Origin of the sequence: Streptomyces sp. NPDC014894 (assembly GCF_043080985.1) — a bacterium.
Taxonomy (GTDB): domain Bacteria; phylum Actinomycetota; class Actinomycetes; order Streptomycetales; family Streptomycetaceae; genus Streptomyces.
The window spans coordinates 575,501-591,029 of the sequence record NZ_JBIBWD010000003.1 but is presented as its reverse complement, the minus strand read 5'-3'; the positions used below and the strand labels follow the sequence as shown (position 1 = coordinate 591,029).

Here is a 15,529-nt window from a genome sequence, read left to right as displayed (position 1 = left end):
TTAGTTCTCGGGCGATGTCTGCATCGCGTCCGAATAGATCTCGATCTTGTGGTCGAGCACGGCGAGGGTGTCCTGAAGCTCGGCGATCCGGCCGAGCACATCGCCCCGGGTCCGGACGAGCAGCTCGCGCCGCGCCCCGGCGGTGTGCCATCCCTCGCGGGTCAGCTCCGCGAAGCGGACCATGTCCGCGACCGGCATCCCGGTGAGCCGCAGTTTGCCGACGAAGGCCAGCCACTCCAGATCGCGGTTGGTGAAGCGCCGCTGTCCGGTGTGCGACCTGTCGACATGGGGCATCAGCCCGATCCGCTCGTACCAGCGCAGGGTGTGCGCGCTGAGCCCGGTGTGGGCGGCGACCTCGCTGATCGTGTAGCGGTCCTGCCCTTCGGGGCGAGGGAGCGCACGGCTACTGCTCTCGGTCAGCGTCATACCGTCAACGCTAAAACCCTGGAGTGCGCTCCAAGCAAGCGGAAGCGCCGTTACGGCGGAAACCCGTGGCCGCGCCCCGGGACTCGCTCTAGCCTGCCGATCATGACTGAGACCCGCGGTACCGCCCGCCGTGCGACGCCCGAGGACGCCGAGGAGCTGATCCGTCTGCGTCAGGTGATGCTCGACTCGTACGGGGGGAAGGCGGCCGACACCGGCTGGCAGCCGGCCGCCGCGGCCACGCTGCGGACCCGGCTCGCCGAACGCGGCGAGGAGCTGGCGGCGTTCGTCGTGGACCGCCCCGGCGGCGGGCTGGCCGCCTGCGCGGTCGGCACGGTCGACTACCGGCTCGGCGGCCCCGGCGACCCGGACGGGGTCAGCGGCTATGTCTTCAGCGTCGCCACCGACCCCGACCGGCGCCGCCGGGGCCACTCGCGGGCCTGTATGGACGGGCTCCTCGGCTGGTTCCGCGAGCGCGGTGTGGACAAGGTCAATCTGCGGGCCTCGCCCCAGGCGGAGCCGCTCTACGTCTCCCTGGGCTTCGTCCGCACCCCCGACCCGGCGATGCGGCTCGCCCTCCGCGACCCCGCCCCGGCGTAGGGGCGGGGCAGTACCGGGCAGGTCCGGGGGCGTCCCCCTGCTCGGGCCGGTCAGGGGGCAGGCTTTAGGCTCGTACGCATGGAGAGCCTGGCGTTGATCGAGAAGTGGCCCGTGACCACCGCGGCGGCGGCCGTCGTACGCGCGGACGGCGCCGTCGCCGGGACGCACGGGCCCCTCGGGCACCGCTTCCCGCTCGCCTCGGTGACCAAGCCGCTGGCGGCGTACGCGGCGCTCGTCGCCTACGAGGAGGGCGCCGTCGAGCTGGACGAGCCGGCCGGGCCGGAGGGCTCCACGGTGCGCCATCTGCTCGCGCACACCTCGGGGCTGGCCTATGACGAGCACCGGGCGGTCTCGGCCCCGGGGGAGCGCCGCACCTACTCCAACGCGGGCTTCGAGGCGCTGGCGGACCACATCGCCCGCGCGACGGGCATCCCCTTCGAGCGGTATCTGCACCAGGCGGTGCTGGAGCCGCTGGGCATGACGTCCACGACGCTGGAGGGCTCGGCGGCGAAGGACGGCGTCTCGACGGCCGCGGATCTGGCGCTGTTCGCGGCCGAGGTGCAGTCGCCCCGGCTGCTCGACCCGCGGACGGTCCTGACCGCGATGACGGTCGTCCATCCCGGGCTGGACGGTCTGCTGCCCGGCTACGGACGCCAGCGGCCGAACGACTGGGGGCTCGGCTTCGAGATCCGGGACGCCAAGTCGCCGCACTGGACGGGGAGTTCGTCCTCGCCGCGCACCTTCGGGCACTTCGGCCAGTCGGGCACGTTCCTGTGGATCGACCCGGACGCGGGGGCGGCCTGTGTCGCGCTCACCGACCGGGCATTCGGGCCGTGGGCGATCGAGGCGTGGCCCCCGTTCACGGACGCGGTCCTGGCCGAGCTGCGCTGAGCCGGGGATCCCCGGCGCGCCGCCGCTCAGGCCGGGGTCTCCCAGACCAGGACCTCCGCCGCCCCCGGCCCGGCGCCGGTCAGCTCCGGTCCCGCGCCGCCGGTGATCCGGGCCGAGTCCCCCGGCCCCAGCTCCTCGCCCGCCAGCCGCACCCGGCCGCGGACCACATGGACGTAGACGGCGGGGGCCGACGGCAGCTCCGCCCCCTCCCCCTCGGCCGGCCGGCGCAGACGGAGCACCGCGCCCGCGCCGGGCAGCCGATACGGCGCGTCCTCGCCCAGGCCGCGCACCACCTCGTACGAGGGAACTCCGCCGGGCTCCAGCGGGGCGAGCCACATCTGGACGAAGACCAGCGGACCGGGCCCCTCGTTGCGCTCCTCGTGGCGGATCCCGGCGGCGGCGCTGAGGCGCTGAAGATCCCCGGGGCGCACGACGGTGGAGTGGCCCGCCGAGTCGCGGTGGGTCAGCTCGCCCTCGGCGACCCAGGTGACGATCTCGGTGTGGCTGTGCGGGTGTTCGCCGAAGCCCGCGCCCGGTGCGAGCCGTTCCTCGTTGCAGGCGACGAGCGCGCCGAAACGGAGGTTGTCGGGGTCGTAGTGGGGGCCGAAGGAGAAGGCGTGCCGGGTGTCGATGCCCGAGCCGGGCTCACCGCCCCGGTAGCGGTCGGCGGAGCGGCGTACGTCAATCACGCCCCCACGGTAGGTCACGCCGGACGCCGCCCCGGGCCCCGGGCCCGGCGGGGGACGCCGGCGTCCGGCGTCCCCGGCTACGAACCCCGGCACTCAGCTCCGCCGTCCTGATAAGGCACTCTTGTCCCCGTGCCCGAACCCGCAACGAACGACGCCCACCCGCACTCCGCGACCCTGCGCCGACTGGAGCAGTCTTCCGGCCGGCTCGCCGCCAACGCCATCGCGCGCATGGACGAGACGCTGCCCTGGTACCGGGCGATGCCACCGGAGAACCGGTCGTGGATCGGTCTGGTCGCCCAGGCCGGCATCGCCGCGTTCACCGAGTGGTTCCGGCATCCGGACACCCCGCAGGCGATCTCGACCGACGTCTTCGGCACGGCTCCGCGCGAGCTGACCCGGGCGATCACCCTGCGCCAGACCGTGGAGATGGTGCGCACCACCATCGAGGTCATGGAGACCGCCATCGAGGAGGTCGCCGCCCCCGGCGACGAGTCGGTGCTGCGGGAGGCGCTGCTGGTCTACGCCCGGGAGATCGCCTTCGCGACCGCACAGGTGTACGCCCAGGCCGCCGAGGCCCGGGGGGCGTGGGACGCCCGGCTGGAGTCACTCGTGGTGAACGCCGTGCTCTCCGGCGAGGCGGACGAGGGCGCGGTCTCCCGGGCCGCCGCGCTGGGCTGGAGTTCGCCCGACAATGTCAGCGTCATCCTCGGCACCGCGCCCGACGGCGACAGCGAGCTGACGGTGGAGGCGATCCGGCGCGCCGCCCGGCACGCCAAGCTCCAGGTGCTGACGGGGGTGCTCGGCGACCGGCTGGTCGTCATCGCGGGCGGCAGCGACAATCCGCTCCAGGTCGCGAAGGCCCTGATCGGGCCGTATGCGGCCGGACCGGTGGTCGCGGGCCCCGTGGTGCCCGATCTGCTGGCCGCCACCAAGTCGGCGCAGGCGGCGGCGGCCGGGCTGAAGGCGTGCTCGGCATGGCAGGATGCTCCGCGACCGGTCCTGGCGGACGATCTTCTGCCGGAGCGGGCGATCGCCGCCGACCCGGCGGCTCGCGATCAGCTGGTGGAGGAGATCTACAGACCGCTGGAGGAGGCGGGATCGGCGCTGCTGGAAACCCTCAGTGTCTATCTGGAACAGGCCAGCAGTCTCGAAGGCGCGGCACGAATGTTGTTTGTTCACCCCAACACCGTGCGCTACCGGCTACGACGTGTGACAGACGTCACCGGATGGTCACCCTCCGATGTACGCTCCGCGTTCACTCTGCGAATCGCCCTCATCCTCGGACGCTTGGCCGACGGAGATCCGCAGTCCTAGACTTTTGTGGGACACCAACAATTCCCCTGTCGGTTCTTCGTCCCTGTCCCCACGGGCGGCCGGGGCCGTACACAAGAGAGAGTGTGAGAGTGCTCGTACTCGTCGCTCCCGGCCAAGGCGCTCAGACGCCCGGCTTCCTGACTCCCTGGCTCGACCTCCCCGGTGCCGCCGACCGGGTCGCCGCCTGGTCGGACGCCATCGATCTCGATCTCGCCCACTACGGCACCAAGGCCGACGCGGACGAGATCCGTGACACCGCCGTGGCCCAGCCCCTGCTGGTCGCGGCCGGTCTGCTGGCCGCCGCCGAGCTGGGCGGGGCCGCTCCGGACGCCGTCGCGGGGCACAGCGTCGGCGAGATCACCGCCGCCGTCTTCGCCGGAGTGCTGGACGAGGTGTCCGCGCTCGGCTTCGTGCGCGGCCGGGGGCTGGCGATGGCCGAGGCCGCCGCGGCCGCCGAGACCGGCATGGCCGCCCTGCTGGGCGGCGAGCCCGAGCAGGTCGTGGCCCATCTCGAAGGACTCGGCCTGACCGCGGCCAATGTCAACGGCGCCGGCCAGATCGTGGCCGCGGGCACCGCCGGACAGCTGGCCGCGCTGGCGGAGGACAAGCCGGAGGGCGTCCGCAGGGTCGTCGCGCTGAAGGTGGCCGGGGCGTTCCACACCGAGCACATGGCCCCGGCCGTCACCGCGCTGAGGGCCCGCGCCGCCGAGCTGACGGTGGCCGACCCGTCGATCCCGTACGTCTCCAACAAGGACGGCGCCGTCGTCGCCTCGGGCGACGAGGTCGTCGCGCGGCTGGTGGGCCAGGTGGCCAATCCGGTGCGCTGGGACCTGTGCATGGAGACCTTCGCCGCGCGTGGCGTCACCGCGCTGCTCGAAGTCTGCCCCGGCGGCACGCTCACCGGCATCGCCAAGCGCGCGCTGCCCGGTGTGAAGACGCTGGCGCTGAAGACCCCGGACGATCTCGAAGCGGCCCGCACTCTCGTCGCCGAGCACTCAGCAGCTGACGCAGCCTGACAAGGAGAGCCGTAGAGATGGCGAAGATCAAGCCCAGCAAGGGCGCTCCGTACGCACGGATCATGGGTGTGGGCGGCTACCGTCCCACCCGGGTCGTGCCGAACGAGGTGATCCTCGAGACGATCGACTCCTCCGACGAGTGGATCCGCTCCCGCTCCGGCATCGCCACGCGTCACTGGGCCTCCGACGAGGAGACCGTGAGCGCGATGTCCGTGGAGGCGGCGGGCAAGGCGATCGCGGACGCCGGGGTGACCCCGCAGCAGATCGGCGGTGTGATCGTCGCCACGGTCTCGCACTTCAAGCAGACGCCCGCGGTGGCCACCGAGATCGCGGACAAGATCGGCGCGGTCAAGCCGGCCGCGTTCGACGTCTCGGCGGGCTGCGCCGGCTTCGGCTACGGACTGACCCTCGCCAAGGGCATGGTCACCGACGGCTCGGCGGAGTACGTCCTCGTCATCGGCGTGGAGCGGCTGAGCGACCTGACCGATCTGGAGGACCGGGCGACGGCCTTCCTCTTCGGCGACGGCGCGGGCGCCGTCGTGGTGGGCCCCGCCAAGGAGCCGATGATCGGCCCGACGGTGTGGGGCTCGGAGGGCGACAAGTCCGACACCATCACCCAGACCGTGGCGTGGACCGACTACCGCGACGGCCCGGTGGAGCGGTTCCCCGCGATCACTCAGGAGGGCCAGGCGGTCTTCCGCTGGGCCGTGTTCGAGATGGCGAAGGTCGCCCAGCAGGCGCTGGACGCGGCCGGGATCAGCGCGGACGACCTGGACGTCTTCATCCCGCACCAGGCCAATATGCGGATCATCGACTCGATGGTGAAGACTCTGAAGCTGCCGGACCATGTCACGGTCGCCCGTGATGTGGAGACCACCGGCAACACCTCGGCCGCCTCGATCCCGCTCGCGATGGAGCGGCTTCTGGCGACCGGGCAGGCCAAGAGCGGCGACACGGCGCTCGTCATCGGCTTCGGGGCGGGTCTCGTCTACGCGGCAACGGTCGTTACCCTCCCCTAGTCGACCGGATCGTCCGGGCCGGTTCCCCGACCGGACTCCGGGCCGGTTTCCCCGGAGCGGCAGCCGGATTCCCCGGAAGCCTCACTCTCTGTTACAGAATCGAAGGAGCGCCACTATGGCCGCCACGCAGGAAGAGATCGTTTCCGGTCTCGCGGAGATCGTCAACGAGATCGCCGGCATCCCGGTCGAGGACGTCCAGCTGGACAAGTCCTTCACCGATGACCTGGATGTCGACTCGCTGTCCATGGTCGAGGTCGTCGTCGCCGCCGAAGAGCGCTTCGACGTGAAGATCCCGGACGACGACGTCAAGAACCTGAAGACCGTCGGCGACGCCGCGGACTACATCGCCAAGCACCAGGTCGCGAAGTAGCCGCTCGGGTCTTTGGGCCTGAGGGCTCAGGCGCGCTTGTCGCCACCTGCCGGTGGCGCCGTGCATATTCAGCACCCCCTACACGTGGAGAATGAATTCCTGTGGACTCGACCAATCGCATTGTGGTCGTCACCGGTATCGGCGCAACCACACCGTTGGGTGGCGACAGCGCATCGACCTGGGAGGGCATGCTCGCCGGGCGTTCGGGAGCCAGGCTCCTGGACGACGAGCGCTTCGCCGAACTCCCGGTGAAGATCGCCGCTCGTGCGGCGGTCGACCCGAGTGAGGTTCTGCCCCGGCCGCTCGCCCGCAAGCTGGACCGGTCGGCGCAGTTCGCGCTGATCGCCGCGCGGGAGGCGTGGGCCGACGCCGGCTACACCGCCCCCGCCGGTGAGGACGAGAAGATCGAGCCGACCCGGCTCGGCGCGGTGATCGCGTCGGGCATCGGCGGCGTGACGACTCTGCTGGACCAGTACGACGTACTGAAGGAGAAGGGCTCGCGGCGGGTCTCCCCGCACACCGTGCCCATGCTCATGCCGAACGGCCCCTCGGCCAATGTGGGCCTGGAGGTGAACGCCCAGGCGGGCGTGCACGCCATGGTGTCCGCGTGCGCCTCGGGCGCGGAGGCCATCGGCTACGCCGTGGAGATGATCCGCAACGGGCGCGCCGATGTGGTGATCGCCGGCGGTACGGAGGCGGCCATCCACCCGCTGCCGGTGGCGGCGTTCGCCAACATGATGGCGATGTCGAAGAACAACGACGAGCCCGAGAAGGCCTCGCGCCCCTACGACAAGGGCCGGGACGGTTTCGTCCTGGGCGAGGGTGCCGGCGTGGTCGTCCTGGAGTCGGCCGAGTTCGCGGCCCGGCGCGGCGCGCGGGTCTACTGCGAGGTGCTGGGCCAGGGTCTGTCCGCGGACAGCCACCACATCGCGCAGCCGGAGCCCGAGGGCCGCGGCATCGCCGCGGCGATGCGTCACCTGCTGGAGACGACGGATCTCAAGCCGGACCAGATCGCGCATCTCAACGCGCACGCCACTTCCACGCCGCTGGGCGACGTGGCCGAGGTGAAGGCGCTGCGGCAGGTGCTCGGCGACGATCTGGACCATGTCGCGGTCTCCGCGACCAAGTCGATGACCGGTCATCTGCTGGGCGGCGCGGGCGGCATCGAGACCGTGGCGACGGTGCTCGCGCTGTACCACCGGGTCGCGCCCCCGACGATCAATGTGGACGATCTGGACGAGGCGGTCGACGCGGACATCGTGCGCGGCGAGCCGAGGCCGCTGCCGCAGGGCACGATCGCGGCGATCAACAACTCGTTCGGGTTCGGCGGCCACAACGTGGTGCTGGCGTTCCGCACGGTCTGAGGTCCGAGCACGTCTGAACGGATGAGGCCCGTGTCCCTCTGGCGGGGGACACGGGCCTCACCCGTTCTCCGTAGCGCGGCCGGTACATGTTCCGTAGCGCGGCCCGGGGTTCGCCGTGCCGCGGCCGGGGGCGTTTTCCGTACGAACGCCGGGGCGGGGCCCGCGCGGCGGGTCAGACCACCTGGTGGAGCCAGCGGACCGGCGCGCCCTCGCCCGCGTGGCGGAAGGTCTCCAGTTCGTCGTCCCACGGCTTGCCGAGCAGTTTCTCGATCTCGGCCGCGAGATCCGTCTCGCCCTGGGCCGCCCTCAGCAGAGCGGCCCGCAGCCGGTCCTCCGGGATCAGGATGTCGCCGTGCATCCCGGTGACCGCGTGGAAGATGCCGAGGTCGGGGGTGGCGCTGTAGCGCTCGCCCTCCGCCGTGGCGCACGGCTCCGAGGTGACCTCGAAGCGCAGCAGATGCCAGCCGCGCAGCGCGGAGGCGAGCTGGGACGCGGTGCCCACCCGGCCCTGCCAGGAGAACTCCGCTCTCCAGGTGCCCGGCGAGGCGGGCTGACGGATCCAGTCGAGCTGGACCCTGACACCGAGCACGCCCGCGACCGCCCATTCGACGTGCGGACACAGCGCGCGCGGTGCGGAGTGAACGTACAGAACGCCACGTGTCGTCACCGGGACCTCCAGTGTGGGACGAGGATCGCCTTCCCAGCGGCCTCAGTAAACAGCATCAGGAGTTAATCTCCACAAAAGGGACAGCATGTGACGTGATGTAATTTACCGGAACCGTCGGAGCCTCTGGGAACGATGCCCTGGGTCGACGGGGAAAAGCTACCGTGCGTACGCGTCCACAGGGTGACGTAATCTCGGTCCTGGGGGCCGTACGCACCAAGCTTTCACTCGGCAGGACCTCGGGGGCGCCAGATTCGGAGGGGAAACCGGGATGCGCGAGAAGCGCGAGGGCCACGCCGTCACACGGACGGGGAGGGCGCGGGCGAGTGCCGCCGCGCTGACCGCCGCCGCACTGCTCACCGTCGGCGCGCTCACGGGATGTGACGTGTCGTCCGATCCCCAGACCAATGGCGCGCCCGCCAAGAAGCGCGCCCCGGCCCCCGTCTGGGACCGCAGCCCCGACTCCATCGCGGCCGTCGGCGACTCCATCACCCGCGCCTTCGACGCCTGCGCGGTGCTCTCCGACTGCCCCGAGGCGTCCTGGGCCACCGGCACCGACGACTCGGTCCGCAGCCTGGCCGCCCGGCTTCTCGGCGAGCCGGCGGCCGTCGCCGAGCGCTCCTGGAATTACGCCCGGACGGGTGCCGAGATGGCCGACCTCGGCGGGCAGATGACCCGGGCCGCGGCCAGAAAACCCGATCTGGTGACGGTGATGGCCGGCGCGAACGACGCCTGCGCCGACTCCACGGATCTGATGACCCCGGTGGCGGACTTCCGGGCCTCGTTCCAGCAGGCGCTGCGGGAGCTGCGGCGGACCTCGCCCAAGACCCATGTGTACGTGTCCAGCGTGCCGGATCTCAAACGGCTCTGGTCCACCGGCCGGGACAACGCGATCGGCCGGGCGATCTGGGATCTGGGCATCTGCTCCACGATGCTGGGCGAGGCGGAGGATCTGAGCGCCAAGGCCGATCTGCGCCGGGCCTCGGTCCAGGAGCGGGTCAAGGCGTACAACGGGGTGCTGCGGGAGGTCTGCGCCAAGGACGTGCGCTGCCGGTACGACGGCGGCGCGGTGTTCGAGTACCGCTTCAGCGAGGATCTGCTCAGCCGCTGGGACTGGTTCCATCCGAGCAAGGACGGACAGGGCGCGCTGGCGGAGATCGCCTACCGGAATGTCACGGCGGCCCTCCCGCCGGCCTGACCGAGCTGACCGGCGGGGCGGCGGGGCGGGGATCGGCCCTAGCCATGGACGTGATCATGTGGTGATACTTCCGCCACCCCCCGACGGAAGGATCGCCCCATGTCCCCGATACGCGCCCGCTCGATGGTGATCGGCGCTCTGCTGGCCCCACTCGCCCTCACCGGCCCCCTCCCGGCCGCCACCGCCTCGGCCGGGCCCGACCCGGCGGCGGCCGTGACCGTGACGGCGGAGGAGCGGCGGCTCGACCGGGCCGTTCCCCAGGAGATCCTGCGGCGCGGCGGGTTCGACACCGTCGCGCCCCGGTTCGCGGGCGCGCTGAAGGACGCGAAGTCCTACCGGCAGGCCGAGCGGGCGGTGCAGCGCCATGGCGCGGGCCTCTGGAAGCGCGCGGTGGACCGGGCGCAGGGGCGCGGCCCGGCGGCGGGCGACCTCAGCCGGGACGACGACCGTCCGCTGTACTGGGCGCGGCTCGGGATGACGAAGGAGCTGCGGCAGTGGCGGCCCGCCTTCGGGATGACGGACCGGCAGCGGGCCCGGCTGCTGGACCGGCTGGAGCGCTCCTCGCGCGGCCAGGACTCGATGTGGCCGACGGGCTCGCGGAAGAGCGGGGACGGGTGCGCGGGCGCGGGCCGGGGCGACCGGGACGTCAAGCGGATCGTGATGACGGGCTTCGACCCGTTCACCCTGGACCGGGACGTCCGGATCAGCAATCCGTCGGGCGCGGCCGCGCTGGCGCTGGACGGGACCGTGATCCGTACGGCGGACGGCCCGGCGCGGATCGAGACGGCGGTCTTCCCGGTCCGCTGGCAGGACTTCGCCGACGGCTCGGTGGAGCGGACGCTGCGCGGACAGCTGTCCCGGGCCGATCTGTTCACCACGGTCAGCCAGGGCCGGCCGGGCCGGATCGACATCGAGCGGACGAACGGCGCGTGGCGGGGCGGCTTCCCGGACAACGAGAACATCTCGCGCACGGAGACGGTGCCGGTGGCCGACCCGGGCTCGCAGCCGCAGTGGACCTCCTCGACGCTGCCGCACACCGCGATCGTGGCGGCGGCCACCGGCCGCTTCCCGGTGTACGACAACACCTCGGTCAAGGAGATCCCGGCGGGCGGCACGACACCCGTGACCAGCCCGGCCGGCCCCACCCCGGGGTCGACCGCGCGCGAGGGCGGCGGGGGGAACTACCTGTCGAACGAGATCGCCTACCGGGCGACGCTGCTGCGGGACCGGCTGGGGCTGACCGTGCCGGGCGGCCATGTGCACACCCCGGTGCTGGAGTTCGGGGCGGGCAACACCACGGAGATCACCGACCCGGCCTTCGTGCGGAACCGGCTGGACATCATCGCGCAGGTGCGGGAGATCATCCGGGTGGCGGCGGCCGAGTCGTAGCCGCCCGTACGGGATCGTGCCGGCCGTACGGGATCGTGCCGCCGTGCGGGCCGCCCGCCGGGTCCGGAGTGTGCGCCGGGCCCGGCGGCGGGGCGGGGGCGGGGATGATGGGCGTATGAGAATCGCAGCGGCCCAGTTCAGCCCCGTGCCCGGCGATGTGGCGGCCAATGTCCGCGCCATGCGGGAACTCGTCGCCTCCGCCGCCGGGCAGGGCGTGCGGCTGGTCGTCTTCGCCGAACTGGCCGTGACCGGATACGGAATGGAGCTGGTCGCCCGGGACCCCGGGCTCTGGCTGACCGAGGACGATCCCCGGCTGGAGCCGCTCCGCGCGGTGTGCCGGGAGACCGGGACCACCGCCGTGGTCAACGCCGCCGTGCACCGCTCGGGCGGCCGGCCGGGCATCACCTCGCTGGTGCTCGGGCCCGACGGCGCGCTGCTCGCCCGCTATGACAAGCGGAATCTGCACGGGGTGGAGCTGGAGGTGTTCGCGGCGGGCACGGAGGACGGCCGGTTCACCCTCGACGGCGTCCGCTGCGCGCTGGCCGTCTGCTACGACAACCGTTTCCCGGAACTCGCCGAGCGGGCCCGGAAGGACGGCTGCGCGCTGTATCTGGCCGGCTCGGTGCTGGAGGAGGGGAACGACTCCTTCGAGACGGTCTATCCCGTCCGCGCCAGGGAGAACGGGCTCACCGTCGTCATGGCCAACCAGGTGGGACCGAGCGACATCGGCCACTGCCCCGGCGACAGCGGCGTCTGGGGCCCGGACGGCGGACTGCTCGCCACCGCGGGCGGGACGGATCCCGGGCTCGCGGTGGCCGAGCTGCCGATCATTTCGTGAGGTAGGGGTTCCCGCCCCCGCCGGGAGCGCCGGGGCCGCCGCCGGGACCGGCGGGCCCGCCCTGCGGACCGTGACCCTGCTGGGGTCCGTACCCCTGCTGTCCGCCGGGGCCGCCCTGCGGGCCGTACCCCTGGCCCCGGGAGCCGTACGACGGGTCCTGCGAGCCGGGGGCGGCGGGCCAGTGCTGAGCGGCGGGGGCGGGAGCGGAGGCGCCCGGGGCGGGGGCGCCGGTCACGGGCTCCGGGGCGGCGGGCGCGTCCGGGGCCAGCTCGCGGACCATCAGCGTCGCCCCGGCCACCGCGCCCGGCATCAGGAACACCGCCACGAACGGCACCAGATACGCCAGCGCCAGCGGCACTCCGAAGCCCAGCGTCATCATCCGGCGGCCCCTCAGCATCGCCAGCCGCTCCTTCAGCTCCACCCCGCGCCGCTGGAGGGCGACCGCGGTCAGCTCCTCCGCGAGGAAGTAGCCCGTGACGCAGAAGCCGAGCACCGGCACCACGGTCTGGCCGACGACCGGGATGAATCCGGCGGCGAAGAGCAGCACGCCGTAGCACGCCACCCGCAGCACGATCCGCAGCGAGTCCCGCCCGGAGATCCACAGTTCGCGCCAGAGCGGCAGCCCGGACTCGTGGACGTGGCCGCCCTCGCTGCGGTCGACCTCCTCGGAGAGCGACTCGTAGAACGGCTGCCCCACCAGCAGGGTGACCGCGGTGAAGGTGATCACCGCCAGAAAGAGCCCCAGGACGAAGAGCAGCGCGGTCAGAAAGCCGCGGAAGAGACCGAGCCACGGCGAGGTCCAGTCGTCGGCGAACGGCGTCGCCCAGCCCACCAGATCGTTCGCTCCGTAGCCCAGGCCGATCAGCGCCCCCGCGTACAGCACCAGGGTCAACAGACCGGGCAGCAGCCCGAGACCGAGCCAGCGGCCATGGACGCCCACCCAGCGCTGGCCCTTCATCAAGTAGCCGAAACCCACCCCGAAATCACGCATGGGACCACCTTATCCGGACGGGTCGCGGGGCCCTCCGGAAGCGAGTTCGTAGGAAACGCCCCTTGATTGTTTCCGGCCGCACCAGGTAAACCCTGCGTACTGATCGTTGCGGCATACATGTCATGACGATCGACGCTCCCCCCGGAGGTACTCACGCATGGGCATATCCAGACCCGCCCTGGTCACCACCGCCGCGCTCGCCGTCGCCGTGCTGCTCGCACCGGTGCCCGCGACCGCCCTTTCCGGTGCCGCCACCCTTCCCGGAGAGCCGGTGCCGCCGGGCGGCTCCGCTCCCGCACGGGAACGGAGCGCCAACGACTCCGCCCTCGCGAAGGCTCCACTTTCGGCCACCGCCGAGGCCCTGCGCCACAGCCCGCCGTCCCTGTCGAAGGACCGCGGCTATCCCCGGCGCACCACGCTCAAGTCCCCGGCCGTCAATGAGGCCGACAAGTCGATAAAGCTCGGCCTCATTCCGTACCACTCGATCGCGCCCCGTCTCAACGAGCTTCAGCGACTGAGCGACCGGGTCAGCGTCGAGGTCGCCGGCAAGTCGGCGAACGGGCGCGAGCTGTACCTCGTCACCGTCACCGCGCCGGAGAGCGCGCGGGACGTCCGCGAGCAGGAGCGGATGCGGGAGCGGATCGAGAACTCCCCCGCCGACGCCGCCCGCGACAAGCGGATCAAGTCCGCGTACAAGACGCCGGTCTTCATCAACAACAACATCCACGGCAACGAGTGGGAGGGCACGGACGCGGCCCTGAAGCTCATCGAGGAGCTGGCGAAGGCCAAGGACGCCAAGACGGCGGGCCTGCTGGCGAAGAACCGGGTCTATCTCAATGTGACGGCCAACCCCGACGGCCGGGTCGCCGGCACCCGGGCGAACGCCAACGGCTTCGACCTCAACCGGGACTTCATCACCGCGTCCCAGCCCGAGTCCCGCGCCATCCGGCAGCTGGCGATCGACACGCAGCCCGCCGTCATGCTCGATCTGCACGGCTATGTGAACGGCACCCTGATCGAGCCGACCACCCCGCCGCACGGCGAGAACTACGAGTACGACCTCTTCCTGAAGAACTCGTACGCCAACGCGCTCGGCATGGAGAAGGCCGTCAACGGGCTCGGCTACACCGACGCCAAGGACGGTGTGAAGCCCGCCGAGATCCCCTTCCGGGACCAGACGGAGGGCTGGGACGACTGGCCGCCGATCTTCACCCCGCAGTACATGCCGTTCCAGGGCGCGGTGGCCTCGCACACCATCGAGTTCCCGATGCGGGTCAACAACCAGTCGTACGAGACGCTGCCGGTGGAGGAGCTGCGCCGGCGGTCCGCGATCAACACCGACATCGCGGGCGCGGCGATGCGCGCCACCCTCGACTACACCGACGCCAACCGCGGCTCGGTGATCGCCGACCAGATCGAGACCTTCCGGCGCGGCGACGCGGGCGAGGCGCAGCGGCCGGTCTCCGAGGAGACGGTGCCGGGCGTGCCCGGGATCGGGCCGGAGGACGTCTACACGACCACCTTCCCGCGGGCCTATGTCATCCCGGCCGGCCGGGGTCAGCGCAGCGCCACCGCCGCGGCCCGGCTGGTGGACCATCTGATCGCCAACGACGTCCGGGTGGAGCGGGCGGCCATGCCGTTCAAGCTGGCCGGCAAGGTGCACCCGATCGGTTCGTATGTCGTGGACATGCGCCAGCCGAAGCGGGGCATCGCCAATGTGATCCTCGCCGAGGGCCGGGACATCAGTCCCGACGTGTCGGCGATGTACGACATCTCGGGGTGGAGCCTCGGGCTGCTGTGGGGCGCGACGGTGGAGAAGGCCGTCGCCGGTGAGCTGCGGGTGCTGGGCACGCCGGTGCGGGCCGCGCGGCCGGCCGGCTCGGTGGCCCGCCACGGCGACCTGCGGCTGCGGCTGGACGACCCCAGGGAGCTGGCGGCGGTGAACTCCCTGCTGGCGCAGGGCGTGAAGGTCCGGCGTACGGCTGACGGGGCGGCGATCGTGCCTTCCTCGGCGCGGCGGCACGCTGAGCTGGTCGCGGACCGGTTCTCGGTGGCGTTCACCTCGACGAAGGAGCGCGGGGTCGCGCCGCTGAAGCGGACCCGGGTGGCCGCCGCGGCGACCGCGGGCGAGCAGTTCGCGCTGCGGGAGATGGGCTTCGACGTGGTGCCGGTGACGACCGCGATCCTCAACGCGGGCTTCGACTGGCGGGGTACGAACGCGCTGTTCGTGTCGGCCGGTCTCAGCCACGCGTCGCTGACGCCCGCCGCCCGCGACGCCTTCCGGGCGAGCGGGGTCACCGTGGTCGGCCTGGGCGCCGACGGCGCGGCGCTCACGAGCGCGGCGGGGCTGCTTCAGGCCACCGCCGTGGAGGGCAACGGCGACGCCAACGGCGTGGTGCGGGTCTCCAACCAGGGCGGCGCCCTGACCGGCGGCGCTCCGGGCCACTCGTTCGTCTACTCGCCGGTGTGGTTCACCGGCCTCGGCGCGGACGTGCGGGTGGACCAGACCTACGGCAGCGGCGGCAACCCGCTGGTGTCGGGCCACTGGCGGGCGAAGGCCGACGGCACGGGCGGCCCGGCGGACGCGGCGGGCAAGCCGTCGGTCGTCAGCGGGACGTCGGCGGCGGGGGCGCCGGTGGCGCTCTTCGGTACGGAGCCGCTGTTCCGGAACCACCCGAAGGGTGTGTTCTCGCAGATCGGGCGGGCGCTGCTGGCCCGCTGAGCCGGTGAGCCGGTGAGCCGACACCGGTGTCGGTGCCGGTG

At 72.3% G+C, this 15,529-nt stretch carries 15 protein-coding genes; 11 read left to right on the top strand and 4 right to left on the bottom strand.

The annotated features are described in order from the left end of the window. Nucleotides 1-426, bottom strand: a complete 426-nt coding sequence (locus ACF089_RS10435) for a MerR family transcriptional regulator (protein ID WP_392024490.1) — start codon at nt 424-426, stop codon at nt 1-3. A 102-nt stretch (nt 427-528) separates the two neighbouring features. On the opposite strand from ACF089_RS10435, the gene ACF089_RS10430 reads away from it, so the two are divergent. Beyond that, nucleotides 529-1,023 carry a GNAT family N-acetyltransferase gene (locus ACF089_RS10430; RefSeq protein ID WP_392024488.1) on the top strand — a complete coding sequence of 165 codons (495 nt, stop codon included), beginning with the start codon at nt 529-531 and terminating at the stop codon, nt 1,021-1,023. A 78-nt stretch (nt 1,024-1,101) separates the two neighbouring features. Continuing rightward, nucleotides 1,102-1,914, top strand: coding sequence for a serine hydrolase domain-containing protein (locus tag ACF089_RS10425; protein WP_392024485.1), 813 nt, complete (start codon nt 1,102-1,104; stop codon nt 1,912-1,914). A gap of 26 nt (nt 1,915-1,940) precedes the next feature. Here the strand turns inward: ACF089_RS10425 and ACF089_RS10420 are convergent, their stop codons facing one another. Beyond that, nucleotides 1,941-2,603 (bottom strand): pirin family protein, encoded by a 663-nt coding sequence (locus tag ACF089_RS10420; protein ID WP_392024482.1) that lies wholly within the window; start codon nt 2,601-2,603, stop codon nt 1,941-1,943. Between the two features lie 129 nt (nt 2,604-2,732). On the opposite strand from ACF089_RS10420, the gene ACF089_RS10415 reads away from it, so the two are divergent. The 5 genes from ACF089_RS10415 to fabF all read left to right on the top strand — a co-directional run bounded on the left by ACF089_RS10415 (nt 2,733) and on the right by fabF (nt 7,686). Continuing rightward, on the top strand, nt 2,733-3,917 hold the full coding sequence (locus ACF089_RS10415) for a PucR family transcriptional regulator (RefSeq protein ID WP_392024480.1): 1,185 nt from the start codon (nt 2,733-2,735) through the stop codon (nt 3,915-3,917). Nucleotides 3,918-4,006: 89 nt separating this feature from the next. Further along, nucleotides 4,007-4,933: an ACP S-malonyltransferase gene (locus tag ACF089_RS10410; protein WP_392024780.1), complete on the top strand. Its 927-nt coding sequence runs from the start codon at nt 4,007-4,009 to the stop codon at nt 4,931-4,933. 17 nt (nt 4,934-4,950) lie between these two features. Further along, complete coding sequence (locus ACF089_RS10405; protein ID WP_392024477.1) at nt 4,951-5,952, top strand: ketoacyl-ACP synthase III; 1,002 nt, start codon at nt 4,951-4,953, stop codon at nt 5,950-5,952. A 115-nt stretch (nt 5,953-6,067) separates the two neighbouring features. After that, entirely contained in the window at nt 6,068-6,322 is a 255-nt protein-coding gene (locus ACF089_RS10400) for an acyl carrier protein (protein WP_250918979.1), read from the top strand. A 101-nt stretch (nt 6,323-6,423) separates the two neighbouring features. Further along, nucleotides 6,424-7,686, top strand: coding sequence for a beta-ketoacyl-ACP synthase II (gene fabF / locus ACF089_RS10395; protein ID WP_392024473.1), 1,263 nt, complete (start codon nt 6,424-6,426; stop codon nt 7,684-7,686). Between the two features lie 172 nt (nt 7,687-7,858). Here fabF and ACF089_RS10390 read toward each other — a convergent pair whose 3' ends face one another. Continuing rightward, a complete protein-coding gene (locus tag ACF089_RS10390; RefSeq protein ID WP_392024471.1) occupies nt 7,859-8,353 on the bottom strand; it encodes a DUF3145 domain-containing protein in 495 nt (164 codons plus the stop codon). A 268-nt stretch (nt 8,354-8,621) separates the two neighbouring features. On the opposite strand from ACF089_RS10390, the gene ACF089_RS10385 reads away from it, so the two are divergent. From ACF089_RS10385 to ACF089_RS10375, 3 genes are all read left to right on the top strand, one after another. Next, nucleotides 8,622-9,548, top strand: coding sequence for an SGNH/GDSL hydrolase family protein (locus ACF089_RS10385; RefSeq protein ID WP_392024468.1), 927 nt, complete (start codon nt 8,622-8,624; stop codon nt 9,546-9,548). A gap of 99 nt (nt 9,549-9,647) precedes the next feature. Further along, nucleotides 9,648-10,937: a pyroglutamyl peptidase gene (locus tag ACF089_RS10380; RefSeq protein WP_392024465.1), complete on the top strand. Its 1,290-nt coding sequence runs from the start codon at nt 9,648-9,650 to the stop codon at nt 10,935-10,937. A 115-nt stretch (nt 10,938-11,052) separates the two neighbouring features. Beyond that, nucleotides 11,053-11,775, top strand: coding sequence for a carbon-nitrogen hydrolase family protein (locus ACF089_RS10375; protein WP_392024463.1), 723 nt, complete (start codon nt 11,053-11,055; stop codon nt 11,773-11,775). On the opposite strand, the gene ACF089_RS10370 is transcribed toward ACF089_RS10375, so the two are convergent. Next, the gene (locus tag ACF089_RS10370; RefSeq protein ID WP_392024460.1) at nt 11,765-12,766 is read right to left on the bottom strand and encodes an EI24 domain-containing protein; all 1,002 of its coding nucleotides are present in this window, start codon (nt 12,764-12,766) and stop codon (nt 11,765-11,767) included. The genes ACF089_RS10375 and ACF089_RS10370 overlap by 11 nt on opposite strands. 157 nt (nt 12,767-12,923) lie before the next feature. Between ACF089_RS10370 and ACF089_RS10365 the strand changes: the two genes are divergently transcribed. Further along, the gene (locus tag ACF089_RS10365) at nt 12,924-15,488 is read left to right on the top strand and encodes a M14 family zinc carboxypeptidase (RefSeq protein ID WP_392024457.1); all 2,565 of its coding nucleotides are present in this window, start codon (nt 12,924-12,926) and stop codon (nt 15,486-15,488) included. Nucleotides 15,489-15,529: the final 41 nt, after the last annotated feature.

Coding starts and splice junctions, on each gene's coding strand:
- ACF089_RS10385 (WP_392024468.1), top strand. CDS start 8,622: ATGCGCGAGAAGCGCGAGGGCCACGCCGTCACACGGACGGGGAGGGCG.
- ACF089_RS10405 (WP_392024477.1), top strand. CDS start 4,951: ATGGCGAAGATCAAGCCCAGCAAGGGCGCTCCGTACGCACGGATCATG.
- ACF089_RS10365 (WP_392024457.1), top strand. CDS start 12,924: ATGGGCATATCCAGACCCGCCCTGGTCACCACCGCCGCGCTCGCCGTC.
- ACF089_RS10435 (WP_392024490.1), bottom strand. CDS start 426: ATGACGCTGACCGAGAGCAGTAGCCGTGCGCTCCCTCGCCCCGAAGGG.
- ACF089_RS10425 (WP_392024485.1), top strand. CDS start 1,102: ATGGAGAGCCTGGCGTTGATCGAGAAGTGGCCCGTGACCACCGCGGCG.
- ACF089_RS10370 (WP_392024460.1), bottom strand. CDS start 12,766: ATGCGTGATTTCGGGGTGGGTTTCGGCTACTTGATGAAGGGCCAGCGC.
- ACF089_RS10430 (WP_392024488.1), top strand. CDS start 529: ATGACTGAGACCCGCGGTACCGCCCGCCGTGCGACGCCCGAGGACGCC.
- ACF089_RS10380 (WP_392024465.1), top strand. CDS start 9,648: ATGTCCCCGATACGCGCCCGCTCGATGGTGATCGGCGCTCTGCTGGCC.
- ACF089_RS10375 (WP_392024463.1), top strand. CDS start 11,053: ATGAGAATCGCAGCGGCCCAGTTCAGCCCCGTGCCCGGCGATGTGGCG.
- ACF089_RS10400 (WP_250918979.1), top strand. CDS start 6,068: ATGGCCGCCACGCAGGAAGAGATCGTTTCCGGTCTCGCGGAGATCGTC.